We start from the raw sequence: 21,396 nt of genomic DNA, 5'->3' as shown, positions 1-21,396 counted from the left end.
GCCGTGTCGGAGGAAGCGCCCCGCATGCTCGAGGTCCCCCCGTACACCGTGGCCCGCCGCGTTGAGGTCGGGCCCCGGGACACCGCGTTGATCGTCGTCGACATGCAGAACGACTTCGTCGATGCCAAGGGCAGCCTCTACGTCGCGGGCGCTGCGGCGACCGTGCCGGCGATTCGGCGGCTACGGGCTCTCGCCCGCGCCCACGGTCTCCCCATCGTGTACACACAGGACTGGCACCGCGCCGACGACCCCGAGTTCGCGCTGTGGGGGCCGCACGCCGTCGCCGGGACGTGGGGGGCGGAGATCGTTCCCGATCTGGCCCCCGACCCCGGGGATCTCGTGATCCGCAAACTCCGCTATGATGCCTTCTACCGTACCGAACTTGAGGACGAGCTCCGGCGTCGCCGGATCGAGACGCTGGTGATCACCGGGACCGTGAGCAACATCTGTGTCCTGCACACGGCCGGGAGCGCCGCGCTGCGCTGGTTTCGGATCGTCGTTCCCGTCGATGCCACCTCCGCGCTGACCGAGTTCGACCGGCACGCGGCGTTTCGCCAGATCGCCTTCCTGTACCGGGGCACCCTGACGCAAAGCGACGGCCTCTCCGTGTCCGGGTGAAGCGACCCCCTGGTCGGGGTGGTGTGCTATCATGAAGGCTGCCCCGGCGGGTGAGGATCGAGTCCGGCCGGGGCGAGCGGAGGGGGTCGGTGCCGAAGCCCAAAACCCAGCAGATCTTCCCCTGGCGGCCCGCAGCGATCTACCTGGCCATCGTCGCGGTAATCGCCGCGGCACTCGGCGCGTGGGAGCACGCCTACGAGGCGCGCCAGGAAGGGACGGCGGCGTCGCTGCGGCCCGACGTGATCGCCAGGCGTCTTGTGGAGAATGTCGTCGGGCCGGGAACGGTCCAGAGTTCCACCCTCGATGTGAAGACCGATACCCTGACGATGAGGGTCAAAGACGTGGTGAGCGGTCAGGCGAAGACCCCCGCGCAGAAGCGCGTGCTGCTCTCGGGGGAGGGGACCCAGGCGGCGCAGGGCATCCTCGGGCTGATCAGCTTCAAGCACATCATCCTGGAGCTGGAGAAGGACAATGCGGTGGAAGCGACGGTGAGGGCTGAACCCGGGAAGGCTCCCACCACCGACTTCTCCCCCGCGCTGAAGTAGCGTCCCCTCCACACCAACCCCCGAGGACCGGCGGACTCGAGCCGTCAGAACGCGAAGATCGCCCGCACCTGCATCGTGACGGTCAGGGTTCCGGGCAGCACGGGCGTGGACACCTCCGGCGCCGCCTGCAGCCCCACCCGGGGGACCGGCACGGCCGCGCCGACCTCATCGATCCGGACGACTCGAAGAATCGTCACCCCGGCCGCGGCGGCGATGGTGTTCGCGGTGGCCCGGGCATCCTGCACCGCGGCGGCGAGCGCGCGGGTGCGCAGGGCCACGGGATCGCGCAGCGTGAACGTGACGTTGCCGACCAGGTTCGCCCCCGCGGCCGCGCCGGCGTCGACGACGCGCCCCACCATGGTGAGGTCGTCGACGGTGACGGTCGCCCGCTGCACGGCCTGGTAGCCGGAGATCTCCTCGGACGGGCCCCGTCGCTGCGGGAAGAGGTTGATCTCCACCGTATGGATGCGGTCGCGCGGGATCCCGAGCGCTAGAATCCGCTCGATGATCTGGGTCATGGTGGCACTGGCGCGCTGCTGGGCGTCTTGGGCGGTGGGGCGCGTCACCTGGTTGCCGACGTCGATCGTCGCGCGGTCGGGGACGGCCTCGACCGAGCCCTGTCCGACCACGGCGATCGCTTGGCCGGGGGACGCCATCCCGCGACCGGCCGGCGCGGGTCCCTGGGCCCTTGCCGGCGGCACCACGGCTGAGGTCCCCGTGAGAAGGACCGCGACCGCCAGCGCCGCCAGGCGCATCCCTGTCGTGTTCATAGAACACCTCCGGAGAATGGGGCTCCCCCTCATACGGGGGGCTCGGACCACATGTTCCGCAAGACCGACCGAGAGAGGCCGGCACGGGTGCTGGAGGGAAGCGCGGCGGATGACACGAAGCAACGGCACGCCGATTCCGGTCCCCACGCCCGCATCGGGGGGAGCATTCCGGGCGGCCCGCCGCGGAGCCCCGCCCGACCGCGGCCGACGAGACCGGTAGGTCTGGTCCATGGAGGCAGGCATGTTCGCGCTCAATTTTTACTCGAGCGTCTTTACCCAGGCGCTTCGCGACGGCCGGAAGACGCTGACGATCCGCCTGGGTGACAAGCGCGACAAATACCAGGACGGGCAGCTGGTCTGGGTCACGGTGGGGAGCCGGTTTGGGACGAAGCAGCGGATCTTCACCGGGATGATCGATCGGGTGGAGATCAAGGCGCTGCGGGAGGTGACTCCGAGGGAGATCGAACGGGAGAACCCCGCGTCGAGGGAGCACGCCGGCCTGATGGAGTTTCTCTCCAAGATCTACGGGCGCCCGGTCGGCATGGACGATACGGTGACCGTGATCCACTTCTCGCGGGTTACCGAGCCCAAGGACGAGTAAGGCCGACGATCGCCCCAGGCGACGTTCGGGATCCCCTCCCGCTTGGCCCGTCCGGCACCCCGGGCCCAAACCCGATGATGGTGGAGTGCGTGCCAAACTTCAGCGAGGGGCGCCGGAGGGTGGTCCTCGACGCGCTGGCGGCGAGCATCCGGGCGGTTGCGGGTATCCGCCTCCTCGATGTGTCGGCCGACCCCGATCACAACCGGTCGGTGTTCACCTTCGTCGGCGCGAGCGCGGCCGTGCTGGACGCCGCGCTGCGCAGCGCGGCGGTGGCGGTGGAGCGGATCGATCTCCGTACGCACCGCGGCGTGCACCCACGCATCGGGGCCGTCGACGTGATTCCCATCGTGCCGCTGGTCGGGGGGGGGATGCCCGAGTGCGTCGCGCTGGCCCATCGATTGGGCGGGGTGTTGGCGGAGCGCCTGGCGCTGCCCGTGTTCCTCTACGGCCAGGCGGGCCCGCGCACCCTGGCCCAGGTGCGGCGCGGGGGATTCGAGCGCCTGCAGGGGGCGATCGCCGAGCCGGAGCGGGCGCCCGATCTGGGGCCGGCGCGGGTGCACCCCACCGCCGGCGCGGTGGCGGTGGGGGCGAGGGACATCCTGATCGCTTTCAACGTCGACCTTCACAGTCCCGACGTCGCCGCGGCGCGGGAGATCGCCCGCGCCGTGCGCGAGTCCTCGGGCGGGCTCCCCGCCGTCCAAGCGATGGGGGTGTTCCTCCGGACCCGTGGGGTGGCGCAGGTGTCGATGAATCTGCTCGACTACCGGCGGACTCCTCCGCTCGCCGCGTTTCAGCGGGTCGAGGCCGAAGCGGCGCGCCGCGGCCTCACCGTCGAGGCGGGCGAGCTCGTGGGGTGCGCGCCGCGGGAGGCGCTGCCCCCCGAGCCCTTGGCCGCGCTGCGCCTGCGCGGCCTGCGCCCGGGACAGATCTTCGACCCGCTGCGGATGGCGCAGGGGCTGGACGGATCCCCCGGCGCCGGCGCGCACGGGCGATGACCTCCCAGGCGGCGCGGGTCGGACCGCTGGGGCTGGAGTTCGGCCGCCGGACGTTCGTCATGGGGATCATCAACATGGCGCCGGATTCGTTTGCCGGGGACGGCCTCGCCGGCGATGCGGGGGCCGCGGAGGCGCGCGGGCAGGCGATGCGGGAAGCGGGGGTCGACCTGCTCGACGTCGGCGGCCGTTCGACGCGGCCGGGGGCGCCGCCGGTCGAGGTGGCCGAGGAGATCCGCCTGACGATCCCGGCGATTCGGCGGCTGGTCGGGATCGGCGTGCCCGTGAGCGTCGACACGTTCTCCGCGCGGGTCGCCGGGGCGGCGCTGGAGGCGGGGGCGGTGCTGGTGAACGATGTGTCGGCCCTGCGCGGCGACCCGGGGATGGCGCGCCTCGTGGCGCGCGCGGGGGCGCCGGTCGTCCTGATGGATTGGGACCAGCGGGCGGAAAGCGCCGACGCGGTCGGCGAGACCGTGGCGTTTCTCCGCGCGCGGATTGCGGCCGCCGCAGACGCGGGGATCGCGGAGGCGCAGACCCTGGTGGACCCGGGGTATGGGTTCGGGCTCACGGTGTCGCAGAACATGGAGATCCTGCGACGACTCCGGGACCTGACCGTGCTGGGCCGTCCCATCCTGATCGGGACCTCGCGCAAAGGGAGCATCGGGAAAGTGTTGAACCTTCCGGTGCATGAGCGCGTCGAGGGGACGGCCGCGACGGTGGCGGTCGCGATCATGAACGGGGCGGACATCGTGCGCGCGCACGACGTCCGGACCATCGTCCGGGTGGCGCGGATGACCGACGCCGTCGTGCGGGGGACGCCCCCGGCCGCGGGAGGCGCGTAGGCGGTGCCCGATCGGATCGTGCTGCGCGAGATGGCGTTCTACGCCTACCACGGGGTGAGCCCGGAGGAACAGGAGAAGGGACAGGTCTTCCTCGTCGACGTGACGGTGGAGACCTCGCTGCACCGCGCCGGGCACAGCGACGAGCTCTCCGACACCCTCGACTACCGGGACGTGTACGGGCGGGTGCGCGACGTGCTGGTGGGGGAGCGCTGCCGGCTGCTCGAGGCGGTGGCCGAGGCGGTCGCGCACCGCCTGCTGGAGGTCGCGCGGGTGGAGGCGGTGACGGTGCGCGTCCGGAAGCCCCACGTGCAGCTGGGTGGACCGCTCGCCTACGCCGCGGTCGAGGTCACGCGGCGGCGGCGGGCATGATCGCGGCCCCGGCCGCCGGGTCCCGCGCCCCCCTCCGGCGCGCGATCCTCCTGGAGTGGGTCTCCATGGCCTGGATGCTCGCGGAAGGCGGCGTGGCGGTCGCCGCCGGCGTGGCCGCCCGGAGCCTGTCCCTCGAGGTGTTCGGGCTGGACAGCTTGATCGAGCTGATATCCGGCGCGGCGGTGCTGTGGCGGCTGCTGGTCGAGGCCCGGTCCGCTTCCGATCAGGACGCCCGGCGCGTCGCCGCGGCCGAGCGCCTCTCGGCCCGTGTGGTCGCGGGATGCCTGCTCGCGCTTGCCGTCTACATCCTGATCGGGGCCGCCGAGCGTCTCCGGAGGCCGGTTGGGGTCGCACCCGGAGCGTGGGGGTTCGCGGTCTCGCTGGCGGCGCTGCTCGGCATGCCGTGGCTCTCCTCGGCGAAGCGGCGGGTCGCGCGCGTGCTGGGGAGCGAGGCGCTGCGCGAGGACGCGATGGGGAACCTGGCCTGCGGCTTGATGGCCGGGGTGGTGCTCGTCGGCCTCGCGGCGCAGCGGGTGGGGCTCGGGTGGGCCGACCCGGGGGCGGCCCTCCTGCTCGGGGCGCTGGTGCTGCGCGAAGGATGGGAAGCGCTGGGGCGCGCGCGGGAAGGGGACGAACCCGCCTCCGTGTTCCTGGGCCTCGGCTCCAACCAGGGCGACCGTGCGCAGATGCTGGCGCAGGCCAGGGCCCTCCTGGACACTCCCGACCTGCGCGTCGTCGCCGCCTCGCATCTCTACGAATCGCCTCCCTGGGGAAAGACCGATCAGCCCTGCTTCCTCAACCAAGTGGTGCAGGTCCGGACGGCCCTCCCCTCCGCGGCGCTGCTCGCGCGCTGCCTCGAGGTCGAAGCGAAGCTGGGCCGGGTGCGGACCGTCCGCTGGGGACCGCGGACGATCGACATCGACATCCTCGTCTACGATGCGCTCGAGCTGGCGACGCCGGACCTGGTGATCCCGCACGCCGAACTCCGCCGCCGAGCGTTCGCGCTCGTCCCCCTCGCCGAGCTGGTCCCCGGGTTGCGGCTGCCCGACGGCGCGTCGGTGGAAGCCCTGCTCGAGGCGCTCCCGGATCGCGAGGCCGTGCGCGTCTACCGCCCGAGCCCGACCGCGGCGGGGGGCGATCGATGATCGACCGGTTCGCCGACCTCGGCACTCGCCTGATCGGCCGCTACGTCCGCTGGCACGAGTCCCTCCCGTCGACGAACGACCTGGCGGTGCAGCTGACCGAGGTCTCAGCTCCCGAGGGCACCGTCATCCTGGCGGACGAGCAGACCGCCGGCCGCGGCCGCCGCGGGCGATCGTGGACGTCCCCCCGCGGCGGCATCTGGCTGTCCGTGATCCTCCGCCCGGAGCTCCCCCTGGAGCGCGTCCCGCTCCTGGGCCTTGGGGCGGGGGTCGCGACCGCCCGGGCGATCCGCGAGCTCACCGGGCTCCCGGCCCGCGTGAAGTGGCCGAACGATGTCCTCGTCGACGGCGGCAAGATCGCCGGCATCCTGGCCGAGGCGACCGCCGGCGCCGAGTGGGTGGTGGTGGGCGTCGGGATCAACGCGAACATCGCCCTCGCGGCGCTCCCGGTGATCGAGGGGTACCCCGCCACCTCGCTCCAGGCCCTGCTCGGCCACCCCGTGGATCGGGAAGGGCTGATCCGCGCCGTGCTGCGCGAACTGGACCGCGCGTACGCGGAGCTGAAGTCCGGCGGGACCGGGCCGACGCTGCGGCGGTGGCGCGAGACGACCGACACCCTCGGCCGGTCAGTCCGCGTGGAGATGCCCGACGGCGCGATCGAGGGGACCGCGCTCGATCTCGACGAGGCGGGAGCGCTGCTCGTGCGGCTCGACGGCGGCGAGATCCGGCGAGTCGTCGCCGGCGACCTGCGGCTGCGGGAGCCGGGCCGGTGACCGCCGGCGCCGCGATCACCGACGTGCCGGGGATCACCGTCGGCCACGCCACCGATCTGGAGCACCTCACCGGGTGCACCGCGGTGCTGTGCGGGGAGGGGGCCGTCGCCGGCGGGGCGGTGCTGGGCGGTGCTCCCGGGACGCGCGAGACCGATCTGCTGCGACCCGAGAACCTCGTGGAACGGGTTCACGCCGTGCTGCTCTGCGGGGGGAGCGCCTTCGGCCTCGCCGCCGCGGACGGGGCGGTCGAGTATCTCGGGGCCCGCGGGATCGGGTACCCGACGTCCCGGGCGCGGGTCCCGATCGTGCCCGCCGCGGTGATCTACGATCTGGACATCGGCAGCGCGGACACCCGCCCCGATGCGGCGATGGGGGCGGCCGCCTGCCGGGCGGCGCGGGCGGGACCCGTCGAAGAGGGGTGTGTTGGGGTCGGCACAGGGGCGATGGTGGGGAAGCTCTTCGGGGTCCGGGGGGCGATGAAGTCCGGCGTCGGGACCTGGGGCACCCGGGTCGCCGGCGGGGCGGTCGTCGCGGCGATCGTGGTGACCAATGCGTTCGGCGATGTCGTGGACGTCCGCAGCGGGCGGATCCTGGCCGGCGCGCGGGATCCCGACCGCGGGCGGTTCGCCGGCACGACCGCGTATCTGATGGCCCACGGCCTCGGGCGCGGCTCCGGCTTCCACACCACGTTGGGGGTGGTGGCGACGGACGCCGCGCTGACGAAGTCCCAGGCCACGCGGCTCGCGCTGCTCGCCCACACCGGCCTTGCCCGCGCCGTCTCGCCATCCCACACCTCGCTCGACGGCGACACGTTCTTCGTCCTGAGCAACGGGGAGGTCGCATCCGACTGGCTCGCCGTGCAGGCCGCGGTCCCCGAGGTCGTCGCCGAGGCGGTGATGCGCTCGGTGATGACGGCGCGGACGCTCGGCGGCGTCCCCGGCCTCGCCGGGTAGCACCGCCCCGCGACCTTCGGCCGGAGTCGGGGAGGGCGCCGCGCTTTGACGGGGGCGCGCCGATCGGCTACGCTACGGATGGCCGGCATCCCCCCGGGGAGCCGGACCCCCGAGTCTGCCGCAGGCTCTGTCCGGTACTGCCCTGCAGACTGGAACGGAGGATCCCCCGCATGCTGCTCGCCGTGAACGTCGGGAACACCCAGATTAAGCTCGCGCTCTACCGCGGCCGCGGCCGCGTGGCAAACTGGACGATCGCCACCGATCGGGATCGCACCGCCGACGAGTACGCCATGCTCTGGCAGCAGCTCTGCCGGCACGCCAGCGTCGACTTCCCGGACATCCGCGCGGTGGCGATCGCGAGCGTGGTCCCGCCGCTCGCGGCGACGTTCCGGCAGCTCTGCCAGACCTATCTCGGGTGCACGCCGCTGGAGGTCGGCCCGGGCATCCGCACCGGGATGCGGATCCTCTACGACAACCCGCCCGAGGTCGGCGCGGACCGCATCGCCAACGCCATCGCCGCGTACGCGGCGTACGGCGGTCCCACGATCATCGTTGACTTCGGCACCGCCACGACCTTCACGGCGGTCTCCCCGGACGGCGACTTCCTGGGCGGGGCGATCTGTCCCGGGATCGGGATTTCGCTCGACGCCCTCGTCCAGCACGCCGCGCAGCTGCGCAAGGTTGAGATCATTCGGCCGCCGTCGATCATCGCCCGGAACACCATCGCGGCGATTCAATCCGGGGTCCTGTACGGCTTCGCCGGTCAGGTCGATGGGATGGTCGGCCGGATGCGCCAGGAGCTGGGCGGACGGGCCACGGTCGTCGCGACGGGCGGCTACGCCGCGCTGATCGCCTCGGAGACGCCCTCGATCGCGCACGTCGATCCGCTGCTGGCCCTCGACGGCCTGCGCATCCTCTCCGAGCGCAACGCCAGCCCGGAGGGGGCAGGAGAGGCCGGAGGGAGGGTCTAACAGTCGACGGGATGAAGCGCGTGGTCAGTGTCAGTTTGGGCAGCAGCACTCGGGACAAGCGGGTCGAAACGGACATCCTCGGCGAGCGCTTCATCATCGAGCGGATCGGGACCGACGGGGACACCGCCCGCTTCCGGACGCTGGTGCGCGAGCTGGACGGGCAGGTGGACGCGATCGGCATGGGGGGCATCGACCTCTTCCTCCGCGCGGGCGGGTCGCGGTATCAGATCCGCGACGCCGCCCGGTTGATCCGGGGGGTGACCCGGACGCCGGTGGTGGACGGCGGCGGGATCAAGAACTCGTGGGAGAAGTACCTGATCCTCGACTACCTGCCCCGCGAAGCCGGGATCTCGTTCGCCGGTCGCCGGGTGCTGCTGGTGAGCAGCGTCGACCGGTACGGGATGGCCGAGGCGTTCGTCGAGGCCGGGGCGGTGACGCTCTTCGGGGATTTCTACTTCGCCCTCGGCCTTCCCATCCCGATGCGCACGTTGGGGACGGTGCGGCTGCTGGCCGCGTGCCTGCTGCCGATCCTCACCAAGCTGCCGTTTCAGCTGCTTTACCCCACCGGGGGGAAGCAGGAGCAGAACACGCCCCGCTACCCGCGGCTTTTTCAGTGGGCCGAGGTGCTCGCCGGCGACTTTCACTTCATCCGGCGATACATGCCCGCCGACCTGGCGGGCAAGACGGTCCTGACCCAGACGGTGACGCGCGAGGACACCGAGGAGTTGCGCCGGCGCCGGGTCCGGACGCTGATCACGGTGTCCCCGGAGATGGAGGGGCGCTCGTTCGCCACGAACGTGCTGGAGGGGATCGTGCTGGCGCTGTCCGACGGGCGGCGCGAAGAGCTCCGGCCGGAGGACTACGTGCAGTGTCTCCTGCGCGCCGGGTTCCGGCCGCGGATCGAATCGCTGCAGCCGGCGTAGGCGCGGGAGGGAAAGAGGCGATGAGCGGCAGGCGGGCGGCGCGCGGCGCATGACGGCTTCCCTCGGACGGTTTGCCTTCATCCTGCATCCGCTCTACGTCTCCCAGTATGCGCAAAAATTTCCGATCACCCGGTTCCTGCCCGCCCGCCTGGTGGAAGCCGCCTTCCGCGCCGTCCCCCCGTTCGAGGCCTCGCACATCACCGGGATCCAGTCGAGCACGGGGGCGGCGGCCGAGGGGTGGTTCATCGCTCTCCCCTGGACGCCGCGGGTGCTCCTGGCCGCTCCACCTCCATTGGTCTACCGCCGCCTGATTCAGGCCGGGCGCATCGCCGAACGCCTGGGGGCCGGCATCGTCGGCCTGGGCGCCTTCACGAAGGTGGTCGGCGACCGGGGGATCACGGTCGCGAACGCCCTCGAGATCGGCGTCACCACCGGCAACAGCCTCACCGTCGCCACCGCGATCGAGGGGGCGCTGCTCGGCGCGCAGCGGATGGGGATCGACGTCCCCGCGGCGGAGGTGGCCGTGATCGGCGCGACCGGATCGATCGGCACCGCCTGCTGTCGGATCCTCGCCCGGCAGGTGGGCGGGCTCGTCCTCGCCGCGCGCACGCGTCCCCGGCTGGACGCGCTGGCCGAGCGCCTCCGCGGGGCGGGGCGCGCCCGGGTCCGGGTGACCACCGACGTGCGGCGGGCGGTGGGGGTGGCCGACCTGGTGATCACGGTGAGCACCGCCACCGACGTCCTCATCGAGCCGGAGGACCTCCGTCCGGGGGCGGTGGTCTGCGACGTGGCGCGTCCGCGAAACGTCTCCCGGCTCGTCTACGACCGTCGGAGCGACATCCTGGTTATCGACGGGGGGGTGATCGAAGTCCCGGGGCCCGTGGAGTTCGGCCTCGACTTCGGGTTCCCGCCGCGCTCGTGCGAGGCGTGCATGGCGGAGACGATCCTCCTCGCGCTCGAGCGGCGTTACGAGGACTACACGCTCGGCGCGGATGTGGGGCTGGACAAGGTCGACGAGATCCACGCGCTGATGCGTCGGCACGGGTTCCGGCTCTCGGGGTTCCGGCGGTTTGAGCGAAAGATTTCCGACGATGAAGTCGACGCGATCCGCCAGGCCGCGCGGGCGGCGCCCGCCCCGGGGACGGTCTCGCTCGGACTTTGACAACCCTATCCGCTTCCGCTATACTACCTGGCGTCACAGACGATGCCGAGACTGAGGGGATTCCCTCAGTCTCGTCCCCTCTTCAGAGGGGCACGATTTCCACCTAGGTGGACCGACCGGTATGGGCGAGAAGGAAACCATCCTAACCCCGGAAGGGCTTCGCAAGCTGGAAGAGGAGCTTGAAGTCCTCAAGACGGTCAAGCGCAAGGAAGTCGCCGAGCGGATCAAGCAGTCGAAAGAGTTCGGCGATCTGATGGAAAACTCCGAGTACGAGGACGCCAAGAACGAGCAGGCCTTCATCGAAGGCCGCATTCTCACCCTCGAAGGCATGCTGCGGAACGCCAAAGTGATCCACAATCACGAGGTCCGCTCCGACTTGGTCACGGTCGGGAGCACCGTCCAGGTGACCGACGAGGGGGGAGAGGAGCTCACCTACACGATCGTGGGGTCCCCCGAAGCCGATCCCCTGCACGATCGGATCAGCAACGAATCCCCGGTCGGGCGGGCGCTCCTCGGCCGCCGTCGGGGGGAGAAGGTCACGGTCAAAGCCCCGGCCGGGACGATTCGCTACACGATCAAAGCGATCAAGCGCTGACCGACGTTCCACCCTCCCGACGTTCCGTCCCTCCGCCGCCACCGTCCCGTATCAAAGGGTTGACTTTCGCTATCGGAAGATAGGATCTATCGGTGTCCGGGCTCTTCGGCCGAGGGGAATCATAAAGAATGCGGGGGCCGCGTGGCGTCGGGCGGCCGCTTCCTGCAGGAGTCAGACCGGACACGAAGAAAAGAAGAGCACGGGCCGCCGCAGCTTGCGAACCGGCAGCGGGGAATGGTCGGGGGAGGGGCCAGCGTACTTCTTTATGAGCCGGTAACGTCGGTTCCGTAGAAGGGGACAGTCCTTCACGCTCTGCCGGGCCCCGGGGGTTCCTGCGGTCGCGGCCTCCGGGGAAGAGAACAGTCGGATGGCTGGATTCGTAGAAGCAGGAGGTCGTCGGGACCACCGGATCGCGTCGCACACAGCCTGGCAGGGAGGAGGTCAGCCGCGAGATGTTTGAACGGTTTACGGAGCGAGCCCGCCGCGTCATCATCCTCGCGCAAGAGGAAGCCAAGCGGCTGAACCACAGCGCGGTTGGGACGGAGCATATCCTGCTCGGCATCGTCCGCGAAGGGGAAGGGGTCGCCAGCAAGGTCCTGGAGTCCCTGAACATCAGCCCCGAGCGGGTGCGCGCCGAGATCGAGAGCGCGATCGGCCGCGGCGAGCGGACCCCGCACGAAGAAGTGACGTTTACGCCGCGTGCCAAGAAGGTCTTGGAGCTGGCGCTGGATGAGGCGCGCCGGCTCGGCCACAACTACATCGGCACGGAGCATCTGCTGCTCGGCCTGATCCGCGAGGGCGAGGGCGTCGCCGCGCGGGTGCTCGAGGCGATGGGCGCCGATCTGGAGCGCGTGCGCTCGCAGGTGGTGTACCTCCTCGGCGAGGAGGGGACCGCCTCCTACACCAAGCAGGCCAGCAAGACCCCGACGCTGGACGAATTCGGACGGGATCTCACCAAGCTGGCGCGCGAGAACAAGCTCGATCCGGTGATCGGCCGGGAGCGGGAGATCGAGCGGGTGATCCAGGTGCTCTCCCGCCGCACCAAGAACAACCCCGCCCTGATCGGTGAGCCCGGCGTCGGCAAGACGGCGATCACCGAGGGGCTCGCGCAGCGGATCGTCCGCGGCGACGTGCCCGAGGTCCTCCGGAACAAGCGCGTCGTGCAGCTCGACCTGGCCGCGCTCGTCGCCGGCACCAAATACCGCGGCGAGTTCGAAGAGCGGATGAAGAAGGTGATGGAGGAGATCCGCAAGGCGCAGGGCGAGGTCGTGCTCTTCGTGGACGAGCTGCACACCCTCGTCGGCGCGGGGGCGGCGGAAGGGGCGATCGACGCCAGCAACATCCTGAAGCCGTCGCTGTCGCGGGGGGAACTGCAGTGCATCGGGGCGACCACCCTTGACGAGTACCGCAAGTACGTGGAGCGGGACGCGGCGCTGGAGCGCCGGTTTGCCCCCATCCTCGTGGCCGAGCCCAACGTCGATCAGACGGTGGAGATCCTGCGCGGCCTGCGCGAGCGGTACGAGGCGCACCACGGGGTGAAGATCAGCGACGAGGCGCTCGTCGCGGCCTCGATGCTCGCCGACAAGTACATCTCGGACCGGTTCCTGCCGGACAAGGCGATCGACCTGATGGACGAGGCGGCGAGCAAGATCCGCCTCCAGGCCAGCTTCCTTCCCCAAGAGGTCCGTCAGGCGCTCGACAAGGCGGAGCGGGTGCGGCGCGAAAAGGAAGAGGCGATCAAGGGTCAGGATTTTGAGAAGGCGGCGAGCCTGCGGGACAAGGAGAAGGTCCTGCGGCAGAAGCTTGAGGAACTGGAGAGTTCCTGGAAGACCGACAAGGGGCGCGACATCACGACGGTCTCCGCTGACGACATCGCGGATATCGTCTCCAGCTGGACCGGCATCCCGGTGATGCGCCTGGTCGAAGAGGAGACCGAGAAGCTCCTGCGGATGGAGGACTCGCTCCACCACCGGATCGTCGGCCAGGACGAGGCCGTGCACGCGGTCTCGCGTGCGGTTCGTCGGGCGCGCGCGGGATTGAAGGACGCCCGGCGGCCGATCGGCTCGTTCGTCTTCCTCGGGCCGACCGGCGTGGGGAAGACCGAGCTGACGCTGGCGCTGGCGGAGTTCCTGTTCGGGGACGAGGGCGCGGTGATCCGGATCGATATGTCGGAGTACACCGAGCGGCACACCGTCTCCCGGCTCGTCGGGGCGCCCCCCGGGTACGTCGGCTACGAAGAGGGCGGACAGCTGACCGAGCAGGTTCGGCGGCGCCCCTACTCGGTCGTCCTGCTCGACGAGATCGAGAAGGCGCACCCGGAGATCTTCAACGTGCTGTTGCAGATCCTGGAGGACGGCCGCCTCACCGACGCGCAGGGGCGGACGGTCGATTTCAAAAACTGCGTGATCATCATGACCAGCAACGTCGGCGCGCCGCAGATCCAGCGCGACTCGGGGTTCGGGTTCCGCGGCACCGAGAGCGAGCAGCTGGAGGCCGACCGGAGCTACGACCGGATGAAGACCCAGGTCATGGAGGAGCTGCGCCGGACCTTCCGGCCGGAGTTCCTCAACCGGGTCGACGAGATCATCGTCTTCCGCCCGCTGACGCGCGAGCAGATCACCTCGATCGTGAACATCCTGATGGAGCGCGTGAAGCGGGAGATCCGGGGACAGGGGATGTCGCTCGTGATCACGGAGGGAGCGCGCGAGCTGCTGGCCACCGAGGGGTACGACCCGCAGTACGGGGCGCGGCCGCTCCGGCGGGCGATCCAGCGGCTGGTGGAGGATCCGCTCTCCGACGACATGCTGCGCGGGAAGTTCCACGCCGGGGACGAGATCGTCCTGGACGCGCGCGACGGCACCGTGGTCTTCGAGAAGCGGCGCGAGCCCGTGGCGGCGGATACGGCGACCTAAGGCGCACGTGGAGCACGAACCGACGGCGGCCCGGGCGGTGGCGCCCGGGCCGCTCTATATCAGAGGCGGGCGGGGGCGGCGGTGAGGCGGCGCAGGGACGGCGGCAGCGGGGGTGGGGGACGCGTCGCGTACGTCTGCCAGGAGTGCGGGTACGAGTCCACCAAATGGCTCGGCCGCTGCCCGGCCTGCGAGGCGTGGAACACGCTCGTCGAGGAGCCGACCGCCCCGTCTCACGGCGGCGCGGCGCGCCCGCGCCCCGGCCCCGCCGGAGCCCCCACGCCGATCGCGGAGGTGGCGCTCGACCAGGAGTCGCGGCTCGAGGTGGGGATCGGCGAGGTCGACCGCGTCCTGGGCGGAGGGCTGGTGCCGGGGTCGCTGGTGCTGCTCGGCGGCGATCCGGGGATCGGCAAGTCGACGCTGGCGCTGCAGGTGGCGCAGCGTCTCGCCGCGGCCCGCACGGTGCTCTATGTCTCGGGGGAGGAGTCGGTCCGGCAGACGAAGATGCGGGCGGCGCGGCTGGGCGTGGACGCTCCACGCCTGCTGGTCCTCGCCGAGACCAATCTCCAGGAGATCGAAATGCAGGTGGCCCAGGTCGCGCCCAGCCTCTTGGTGATCGATTCCATCCAGACCGTGTACCGCCCCGACCTGCCGGCCGCGCCGGGCAGCGTGGGCCAGATCCGGGAGTGCACCGGCGATCTGCTGCGGGTGGCCAAGGCGGAGGGGGGGCCCGCCGTGCTCATCGTCGGGCACGTCACCAAGGAGGGCGCGATCGCCGGCCCGCGGGTGCTCGAGCACATGGTGGACACCGTGCTCTACTTTGAGGGGGAGCGCCACCATGCCTATCGGCTGCTGCGGGTGACGAAGAACCGCTTCGGATCGACCAACGAGATCGGCATCTTCGCCATGAGCGGCCGCGGGCTGGCGGAGGTGTCGGATCCGTCGGCGCTGTTCCTGTCCGAGCGGCCGCTCGACGCGCCGGGGTCGGTGGTGGTCTGCGCGGTGGAGGGGTCGCGGCCGCTGCTGCTGGAGATGCAGGCGCTCGTCACCCGGACCCCGTTCGGCTTCCCCCGCCGGACGGCCGCCGGGGTCGACACCAACCGGATGCTGCTGCTCCTGGCCGTCCTGGAGAAGCGCGCGGGGCTGCACCTGGCCACCTACGACGTCTACGTCAGCGTCGCCGGGGGCGTGCGCGTGGAGGAACCGGCAGCGGATTTGGGGGTGGCGGCGGCGGTCGCCAGCTCGCACCGCGAGCGTCCGACGGATCCCGGGACGGTCGTGGTGGGCGAGGTGGGACTCGGCGGCGAGGTGCGGGCGGTGAGCCGGATCGGCAGCCGGATCGCCGAGGCGGCGAAGCTGGGGTTCCGGCGGGTGATCCTTCCGAGGGCCAACCTCGCCGGGGTCGACGACGCCGGGGGGGTCGAGCTCGTCGGCGTGGCCCAGATCCGGGAAGCCCTCGACCTGCTGTTGGGATGATCCCGCGCCCGGATGAGGCGGGCGCGCACGCTTAGGTGAGGTTGAAGATGCCGAGCGTCTTGATCCGGCTGTGCTGCTTCTCCTGGATCTGGTCCAGCTGGAGGTCGAGCAGGCTGCACAATCCGGCGGTGTAAAAGAGCGAGCTGCCGATCTCGGTTTCGAGCGCCTCTCGGCACCGGTCGCACAGCGCGCCGGTGAGATGGGTCTCCAGGTAGCCGCGGATCTCGGCGAGGCTGACTTCGGCGGGGAACTGCTGCTTGCTCGCGTCGATCGAAATGCAGCCGCACGTGGTCACGGCCTTGACGACGGCGCGGTTCACGCGGGCGGTGGATTCTTGCAGCTTGCTCAGAACGTCGAGAATGCTGCGGTGGCGGATCAGATACGCATCGACCTGGTCCTGGAAAGACGGCTTCGTCTCTTTCATCGATGCCCGCCCCCTTCCGGATCCCCGTACGACGAACGGCCCAATTATATGAACGTGGTTGCGCGGGTGTCAAGGAAAACCACCGCGGCGGCACCGCACCGTCGATCGTCGGTGCGGCGCTTGCGCGGCGAATGGGCGTGGTATAATGAAACGTCCTGCGCGACCCGCGAAAGCCGTACGAGCGTTGACACCGGTGGACGGCGATGATTCGATTTGTTCGATCAATCGGCCTGATCTTCGGCTCCGTCATTGGCTATCAGATCGCCGACTTCGTGTACCGCGAGATGGTGCGCGGCGGAGTGCATCTGGCGGGCGGGCAGGCGGGGGCGCACGCGGGCGGGACGCTGCTCGGCGCGCTGCTCGGCTGGCTGTTCGCGCCCCCGCTGCGGGGTTGGTTTGTGTCCACGATGACGTGGATCCTGCACCACCTCGGCGGGGTCCCGCTGCGGGATGTCTTTGCGGGCGCGGGCGGGCTGATCCTGGGGCTGGTGATCGCATTTCTCGTCAGCATTCCGCTCCTGCGCGTGCCGATCATCGGGCCGTACATCATCCCGCTCACCGCCGTGTTCGTCTTCGGATATTTGGGCCTCCATCTCGGCATCCAGCGGCGCGAGGACTTCCTCGCCGCGTTCCCCCGGCTCGCCGAGCGGCTGGGGTCGCGCGACCGGCGGCTTCGGTTGAGCAGCATCCCCAAGCTGCTCGACACGAGCGTGATCATCGACGGGCGGATCGCCGACATCGCGCAGACGGGGTTCTTGGAGGGACCGCTGCTCGTCCCCCGGTCGGTGCTGGCGGAACTGCAGCGGATCGCCGATGCCAGCGACCAGATCCGGCGGAACCGGGGGCGGCGGGGGCTCGACATCCTCAACCGGATGCAGCGGGACAAGCAGGGGGTCCAGATCTACGACGAGGGCGATGAGTTCGCCAGCGGGCCGGTGGACGCGCAGCTCGTCCGGGTGGCCCGGGCGACCGGGGCCTGGATCGTCACCAACGACTACAACCTGAACAAGATCGCCGAGCTCCAGGGGGTCCGCGTGCTCAACGTCAACGAGCTGGCGAACGCGATCAAGCCGGTGATGATCCCGGGCGAGGAGTTGTCCGTCCACGTCATCAAGGACGGCAAGGAAGCCGGCCAGGGCGTGGGATACCTGGACGATGGGACGATGATCGTGGTCGAGGGCGGCAAGCGGCACATCGGCGAGACCTTGGACACGATTGTGACGAGCGTCCTGCAGACCGTCGCGGGGCGAATGATCTTCGCGCGCCCCAAGGTGCTCGAGAAGGACGGCGCCGGTCGGTGAGCGGCGGGGTGCGGGCGGCGGCCGTGGTCCCGGCGGCCGGGCGCGGCGAGCGGTTCGGCGGGGCGGTTCCGAAATCGCTCGTGGTGTTGCGCGGACGGCCCCTCGTGCAGTATGCGCTGGCCACCCTGCAGGATGTGTCCGAGATCGAGGCGATCGCCGTGGTGGTCCCCGCCGAGGCGGTGGGCACCGTCTCGGAGATGACCCGGCGCGCGGGGTTGACCAAGGTCACCGCGGTGGTGCCGGGCGGAGCCGACCGGCAGGCGTCGGTGGAATGCGGCCTGCGGGCGCTCCCGCCGGGTCCGGATCTCGTCCTCGTCCACGACGGCGCTCGGCCGTTCCTCTCCCGCGCGCTGGCCGCGGAGGTGCTCGTCGCGGCGGCCCGCGACGGATCGGCGACGGCCGCGCTGCCGATCGGCGAGACCGTGAAGCGGGGGGAGGGGGAGTGGGTCCGGGAGACCCTCGACCGGGCCTCGCTCTACCGGGTGCAGACCCCGCAGGCCTTTCGCCGCTCGCTCCTGGAGCGGGCGCACGAGGCCGCGGCGCGGCAGGGGTTCCGCGGCACGGATGATGCGGGGCTGGTCGAACGGATGGGGAGCCGGGTGAGGCTCGTCCCCGGCGACCCCACCAACCTGAAGGTGACCGTGCCGGAGGATCTGCGGTTGGCCGAGGCGCTGTTGGGGGGGAGCGGGGACGCGGCGCGCGCGCCCCGCGTCGGCGTCGGCTTCGACGCGCACCGGTTTGGGGACGGACGCCGCCTGGTGCTCGGCGGGGTGGAGATTCCGCACCCCCGCGGGCTGCTCGGGCACTCCGACGCGGACGTGATCGTGCACGCGGTGATGGACGCGCTGCTGGGCGCGGCGGGCTGCGGGGATATCGGGTACCACTTCCCGCCGACCGACCCCACCTACAGGGACGCGGACAGCCTGGCGCTCCTGGCGAAGGTCCGCGCGCTGCTCAGCGAAGGCGGGTGGCGGCCGGTGCACGTGGATGTCGTCGTGCTCGCCGAGGCCCCCCGGCTGGCCCCGTACGTGGCGGCGATGCGCGCGGCGATCGGCGCGGCGGTCGACCTGCCCGCGGGCAGCGTGAACGTCAAGGCCACGACGATGGAGGGGTTGGGGGCGATCGGCCGGGAAGAGGGGATCGCGGCGCAGGCGGTGGCCAGCGTGGAGGCGCTGCCGTCTTCGGAGAGGGGCGGGTTCCGATGACGATTCGGACGCGGTCGGAGGGGGCGGCGCATCGGTCCGCGCACACCCACCTCGTCCTGATCGAGCGCCGGGCGCTCTGCGAGCCCATCGTGGTCGAGACCGACCCGGAGGGGCTGAGGTCCCGGCCCACCGGGTTCTGGAGGGGCTCCGTCTTCTACCGCATCGTCCGCGTCCTCGAGCGGCGGTGGGAGCGCGGCGAATCGTACCTGCGGGTGCTCGCGGACCGGGGGTGCTTCGACCTGCACCGCGTCTCCGACATGGATCCCTGGACCTGGCGGACGCAGGGCCGATGGGAACTGATCGCGGAGCTTGCGGCGGTGCCCGTGCACCGGTCGCTGTTCTAACCGGGACGGCCGATGGCGCTGCGAATCTACAACACCCTCACCCGGCGGGTCGAAGAGTTCACGCCCCTGCACGCGGGCGAAGTCCGCATGTACGTCTGCGGCCCGAACCTCTACGGACCGTCCCACGTCGGGCACGCGCTCTCCTTCCTGGTTTTCGATGTGATCCACCGCTATCTGGAATACCGGGGCTACCGGGTGAAGCACGTCCAGAACTTCACCGACATCGAGGACCGCATCATCCAGACCGCGCAAGAACAGGGGACGACGGTGGCGGCCCTGGCCGAGCAGTACGCCGCGCGATTCCTGCGCGAGATGGACCAGCTGGGCGTCCGTCGGGCCGACCATTATCCCCGGGCCACAGAGGTCATCCCCAAGATGCTGGAGATGATTCGCGGCCTCGTCGATCGGGGGGTCGCCTACGCCGTGGAGGGGGACGTCTTTTTTCGGGTGACGGCGTTTCCGGCCTACGGACGGCTCTCCGGCCGATCGCTCGACGAGATGCAGGCCGGCGCCAGGATCGACGTGGACCCCCGGAAGGCGCACCCCATGGACTTCGTTCTGTGGAAGGCGGCCAAACCCGGGGAGCCCTCGTGGGACAGCCCCTGGGGGCCGGGCCGGCCGGGATGGCACATCGAGTGCTCGGCGATGTCGATCTCCCTGCTCGGCGATCAGCTCGACCTCCACGGCGGAGGGCAGGACGTGGTCTTCCCGCACCACGAGAACGAGATCGCCCAGTCGGAGGCGTACACGGGCAAGGCCCCGTTCGTCCGGTTCTGGGTGCACAACGGCCTCCTCCGCCTCTCCGAGGGGCAGGAGAAGATGACCCGCCATCTCGGGAACATCGTGACGATCGAAGAGGCGCTCAGGCGGTACCACCCCGACGCCATCCGCGTGTTTGTGTTCTCTTCCCACTACCGCAGCCCGACGCTGTGGAGCGAGGAGTCACTGGCAGCGGCGACGCACGGCGCGGAGCGGCTGCGCACCGCCGCCGAGCACGTGGACACCACGCTGCGCCGGGCCGGGTGGCGGGGCGGGGGAGCGGTCCCGGCCCGCGCGGGCGATGCGGCGGCCGCGGGCGGTTCCGCAGAGGTAACGCGCGCGGCCGCGGCGGCGCGCGAGGCGTTCGAGCAGGCGATGGACGACGACTTCAACACGCCGCGGGCGCTCGCCGCGATCTTCGATCTCGCCACGGCCCTCAACCGGGGGGCGGATGTTCTGGCCAAGGCCGCCGCGCCGGCGCCCCCGTCGATGCTCGGCGCGCTGGCCGGGGGAAGTGCCTTGCTCTCGAGCCTCGCCGGCGTGCTCGGGCTGCGCCTTACCGTCGCGGTGACCCCGGAGCAGCGCCGTGCGCTCCACGGGCTGGCCCGGGAACTGGTCGCGAAGTGGCCCCAGCTTTTCCCCGCCGACCATCCGCTGCTCGCCGCGCTTCGGGCGGGGGACGGCGCCTCCGCCGACGAGCTGATCGAGTTCGTGGCCGGCGGCCGGACGCAGGCGCGCCGCCAGCGGGATTGGGCGACGAGCGATGCGATCCGCGCTCGCCTCCAGGCCCTCGGCATCCTCCTCGAGGACTCCCCGACCGGGGTGACGTGGCGGGTGCGCTGACCCCTCCACCCGCCGACGCCGACGCCTCGCTTCTCGGGCGGCGGGCGGTGCTCGAGGCGCTCCGCGCCGGGCGGCCGGTCTCGCGCGTGCTGGTCGCCCGCAGCGCGGACGTGCGGGGACCGCTGCGGGAGATCGTGCGCGAGGCCCGGGCCCGCCGCGTGGTGGTCCAGATCGTTGACCGGCGCCGCCTCGATGCCCTCGCGCACGGGATCGTCCACCAGGGAGTGGCCGCGATGATCGCCGCGGCGCCGACGGTCAGCGTCGACGACCTCCTCGCGCGGTCGCGCGCCCGCGGCGAGCCGCCGTTCCTGATCGCGCTCGACGGGGTCGAAGACCCCCACAACCTTGGGGCCGTGATCCGGACCGCCGAGGCCGCGGGGGCCCACGGCGTGATCATCCCCCGACGCCGCGCCGCCGGGTTGACCCCGGTGGTGGCCCGGGCGTCGGCGGGGGCGCTGGCGCACTGCCCGGTGGCCCAGGTCGGCAACCTCGTCGCCGCGCTCGAGCGCCTGAAGGGCGAGGGGGTCTGGGTGGTGGGGGGGGATGCCGCCGGATCCGAGCGCTACGATGCCGCCCCGCTCGATCCCCCCTTGGTGCTCGTCCTGGGCGGGGAAGGGCGGGGGCTGCACCGCCTGGTCCGCGAGCGCTGTGATCGCGTCGTGCGCATCCCGCTGCGCGGCCGGGTGGCCTCGCTCAACGTGTCCGTCGCCGCGGCGCTGCTGCTGTTCGAGGTGGCGCGTCGCCATCGTGCCTCCGGGGAGGGGGCCCGCGCGAACGATCGTGTTGACTTGACTTAGCCGCGTTCGTATAATATGAGTAACTTGCGGCAGCGGCCACAAGCAGCGCCCAGCGGGGCCGCCGTGACTGCTCGACACGATC

22 protein-coding genes are annotated in these 21,396 nt (G+C 71.3%); 20 read left to right on the top strand and 2 right to left on the bottom strand.

The annotated features are described in order from the left end of the window. Positions 1-24 precede the first annotated feature (24 nt). Positions 25-618 carry an isochorismatase family cysteine hydrolase gene (locus VKV57_09315; GenBank protein HLW60106.1) on the top strand — a complete coding sequence of 198 codons (594 nt, stop codon included), beginning with the start codon at positions 25-27 and terminating at the stop codon, positions 616-618. Positions 619-707: 89 nt separating this feature from the next. Then, positions 708-1,163 (top strand): hypothetical protein, encoded by a 456-nt coding sequence (locus VKV57_09310; GenBank protein ID HLW60105.1) that lies wholly within the window; start codon positions 708-710, stop codon positions 1,161-1,163. Between the two features lie 44 nt (positions 1,164-1,207). Here VKV57_09310 and VKV57_09305 read toward each other — a convergent pair whose 3' ends face one another. After that, entirely contained in the window at positions 1,208-1,933 is a 726-nt protein-coding gene (locus VKV57_09305; GenBank protein HLW60104.1) for an SIMPL domain-containing protein, read from the bottom strand. Positions 1,934-2,174: 241 nt separating this feature from the next. On the opposite strand from VKV57_09305, the gene VKV57_09300 reads away from it, so the two are divergent. From VKV57_09300 to radA, 13 genes are all read left to right on the top strand, one after another. Further along, positions 2,175-2,534 (top strand): ASCH domain-containing protein, encoded by a 360-nt coding sequence (locus tag VKV57_09300; GenBank protein ID HLW60103.1) that lies wholly within the window; start codon positions 2,175-2,177, stop codon positions 2,532-2,534. A gap of 89 nt (positions 2,535-2,623) precedes the next feature. Then, the gene (gene ftcD, locus VKV57_09295) at positions 2,624-3,529 is read left to right on the top strand and encodes a glutamate formimidoyltransferase (GenBank protein HLW60102.1); all 906 of its coding nucleotides are present in this window, start codon (positions 2,624-2,626) and stop codon (positions 3,527-3,529) included. Further along, positions 3,526-4,368, top strand: coding sequence for a dihydropteroate synthase (gene folP, locus VKV57_09290; protein HLW60101.1), 843 nt, complete (start codon positions 3,526-3,528; stop codon positions 4,366-4,368). The genes ftcD and folP overlap by 4 nt, the downstream gene beginning before the upstream one ends. Before the next feature lie 3 nt (positions 4,369-4,371). Next, a complete protein-coding gene (folB, locus tag VKV57_09285; protein HLW60100.1) occupies positions 4,372-4,737 on the top strand; it encodes a dihydroneopterin aldolase in 366 nt (121 codons plus the stop codon). After that, complete coding sequence (gene folK / locus VKV57_09280) at positions 4,734-5,882, top strand: 2-amino-4-hydroxy-6-hydroxymethyldihydropteridine diphosphokinase (protein ID HLW60099.1); 1,149 nt, start codon at positions 4,734-4,736, stop codon at positions 5,880-5,882. The genes folB and folK overlap by 4 nt, the downstream gene beginning before the upstream one ends. Then, on the top strand, positions 5,879-6,652 hold the full coding sequence (locus VKV57_09275) for a biotin--[acetyl-CoA-carboxylase] ligase (GenBank protein HLW60098.1): 774 nt from the start codon (positions 5,879-5,881) through the stop codon (positions 6,650-6,652). The genes folK and VKV57_09275 overlap by 4 nt, the downstream gene beginning before the upstream one ends. Next, on the top strand, positions 6,649-7,605 hold the full coding sequence (locus VKV57_09270; protein ID HLW60097.1) for a P1 family peptidase: 957 nt from the start codon (positions 6,649-6,651) through the stop codon (positions 7,603-7,605). Before VKV57_09275 ends, VKV57_09270 begins: the two co-directional genes overlap by 4 nt. A gap of 170 nt (positions 7,606-7,775) precedes the next feature. After that, entirely contained in the window at positions 7,776-8,576 is an 801-nt protein-coding gene (locus VKV57_09265) for a type III pantothenate kinase (GenBank protein HLW60096.1), read from the top strand. 11 nt (positions 8,577-8,587) lie between these two features. Then, complete coding sequence (locus VKV57_09260) at positions 8,588-9,499, top strand: quinate 5-dehydrogenase (protein ID HLW60095.1); 912 nt, start codon at positions 8,588-8,590, stop codon at positions 9,497-9,499. A 49-nt stretch (positions 9,500-9,548) separates the two neighbouring features. Next, on the top strand, positions 9,549-10,661 hold the full coding sequence (locus tag VKV57_09255) for a shikimate dehydrogenase (GenBank protein ID HLW60094.1): 1,113 nt from the start codon (positions 9,549-9,551) through the stop codon (positions 10,659-10,661). Positions 10,662-10,782: 121 nt separating this feature from the next. Next, the gene (gene greA / locus VKV57_09250; GenBank protein ID HLW60093.1) at positions 10,783-11,256 is read left to right on the top strand and encodes a transcription elongation factor GreA; all 474 of its coding nucleotides are present in this window, start codon (positions 10,783-10,785) and stop codon (positions 11,254-11,256) included. Between the two features lie 452 nt (positions 11,257-11,708). Next, positions 11,709-14,168, top strand: a complete 2,460-nt coding sequence (locus VKV57_09245) for an ATP-dependent Clp protease ATP-binding subunit (protein HLW60092.1) — start codon at positions 11,709-11,711, stop codon at positions 14,166-14,168. Between the two features lie 81 nt (positions 14,169-14,249). Further along, positions 14,250-15,641: a DNA repair protein RadA gene (gene radA, locus VKV57_09240; protein ID HLW60091.1), complete on the top strand. Its 1,392-nt coding sequence runs from the start codon at positions 14,250-14,252 to the stop codon at positions 15,639-15,641. A 31-nt stretch (positions 15,642-15,672) separates the two neighbouring features. Here radA and VKV57_09235 read toward each other — a convergent pair whose 3' ends face one another. Beyond that, the gene (locus tag VKV57_09235) at positions 15,673-16,065 is read right to left on the bottom strand and encodes a DUF1573 domain-containing protein (protein HLW60090.1); all 393 of its coding nucleotides are present in this window, start codon (positions 16,063-16,065) and stop codon (positions 15,673-15,675) included. A gap of 203 nt (positions 16,066-16,268) precedes the next feature. Here VKV57_09235 and VKV57_09230 point away from each other — a divergent pair, with 203 nt between their 5' ends. The 5 genes from VKV57_09230 to rlmB are packed head-to-tail and all read left to right on the top strand — an operon-like array spanning position 16,269 to position 21,314. After that, the gene (locus tag VKV57_09230; GenBank protein HLW60089.1) at positions 16,269-17,366 is read left to right on the top strand and encodes a PIN domain-containing protein; all 1,098 of its coding nucleotides are present in this window, start codon (positions 16,269-16,271) and stop codon (positions 17,364-17,366) included. Next, positions 17,363-18,571: a 2-C-methyl-D-erythritol 4-phosphate cytidylyltransferase gene (ispD, locus tag VKV57_09225; protein ID HLW60088.1), complete on the top strand. Its 1,209-nt coding sequence runs from the start codon at positions 17,363-17,365 to the stop codon at positions 18,569-18,571. The genes VKV57_09230 and ispD overlap by 4 nt, the downstream gene beginning before the upstream one ends. Beyond that, complete coding sequence (locus tag VKV57_09220) at positions 18,568-18,915, top strand: hypothetical protein (GenBank protein HLW60087.1); 348 nt, start codon at positions 18,568-18,570, stop codon at positions 18,913-18,915. Before ispD ends, VKV57_09220 begins: the two co-directional genes overlap by 4 nt. Before the next feature lie 12 nt (positions 18,916-18,927). Next, on the top strand, positions 18,928-20,517 hold the full coding sequence (gene cysS / locus VKV57_09215; protein HLW60086.1) for a cysteine--tRNA ligase: 1,590 nt from the start codon (positions 18,928-18,930) through the stop codon (positions 20,515-20,517). Continuing rightward, positions 20,502-21,314 carry a 23S rRNA (guanosine(2251)-2'-O)-methyltransferase RlmB gene (gene rlmB, locus VKV57_09210; GenBank protein ID HLW60085.1) on the top strand — a complete coding sequence of 271 codons (813 nt, stop codon included), beginning with the start codon at positions 20,502-20,504 and terminating at the stop codon, positions 21,312-21,314. The genes cysS and rlmB overlap by 16 nt, the downstream gene beginning before the upstream one ends. The last annotated feature ends 82 nt before the right edge of the window (positions 21,315-21,396 follow it).

This window comes from bacterium (genome assembly GCA_035307765.1).
Taxonomy (GTDB): Bacteria; Sysuimicrobiota; Sysuimicrobiia; order Sysuimicrobiales; family Segetimicrobiaceae; genus Segetimicrobium.
Note: the sequence above shows the minus strand (reverse complement) of the source record. Positions and strands in the feature narration are given on the sequence as shown.

Coding starts and splice junctions, on each gene's coding strand:
- VKV57_09255 (HLW60094.1), top strand. CDS start 9,549: ATGACGGCTTCCCTCGGACGGTTTGCCTTCATCCTGCATCCGCTCTAC.
- VKV57_09230 (HLW60089.1), top strand. CDS start 16,269: ATGATTCGATTTGTTCGATCAATCGGCCTGATCTTCGGCTCCGTCATT.
- VKV57_09235 (HLW60090.1), bottom strand. CDS start 16,065: ATGAAAGAGACGAAGCCGTCTTTCCAGGACCAGGTCGATGCGTATCTG.
- VKV57_09275 (HLW60098.1), top strand. CDS start 5,879: ATGATCGACCGGTTCGCCGACCTCGGCACTCGCCTGATCGGCCGCTAC.
- VKV57_09305 (HLW60104.1), bottom strand. CDS start 1,933: ATGAACACGACAGGGATGCGCCTGGCGGCGCTGGCGGTCGCGGTCCTT.
- folP (HLW60101.1), top strand. CDS start 3,526: ATGACCTCCCAGGCGGCGCGGGTCGGACCGCTGGGGCTGGAGTTCGGC.
- folK (HLW60099.1), top strand. CDS start 4,734: ATGATCGCGGCCCCGGCCGCCGGGTCCCGCGCCCCCCTCCGGCGCGCG.
- VKV57_09220 (HLW60087.1), top strand. CDS start 18,568: ATGACGATTCGGACGCGGTCGGAGGGGGCGGCGCATCGGTCCGCGCAC.
- greA (HLW60093.1), top strand. CDS start 10,783: ATGGGCGAGAAGGAAACCATCCTAACCCCGGAAGGGCTTCGCAAGCTG.
- VKV57_09265 (HLW60096.1), top strand. CDS start 7,776: ATGCTGCTCGCCGTGAACGTCGGGAACACCCAGATTAAGCTCGCGCTC.
- VKV57_09260 (HLW60095.1), top strand. CDS start 8,588: ATGAAGCGCGTGGTCAGTGTCAGTTTGGGCAGCAGCACTCGGGACAAG.
- VKV57_09315 (HLW60106.1), top strand. CDS start 25: ATGCTCGAGGTCCCCCCGTACACCGTGGCCCGCCGCGTTGAGGTCGGG.
- VKV57_09245 (HLW60092.1), top strand. CDS start 11,709: ATGTTTGAACGGTTTACGGAGCGAGCCCGCCGCGTCATCATCCTCGCG.
- cysS (HLW60086.1), top strand. CDS start 18,928: ATGGCGCTGCGAATCTACAACACCCTCACCCGGCGGGTCGAAGAGTTC.
- VKV57_09300 (HLW60103.1), top strand. CDS start 2,175: ATGTTCGCGCTCAATTTTTACTCGAGCGTCTTTACCCAGGCGCTTCGC.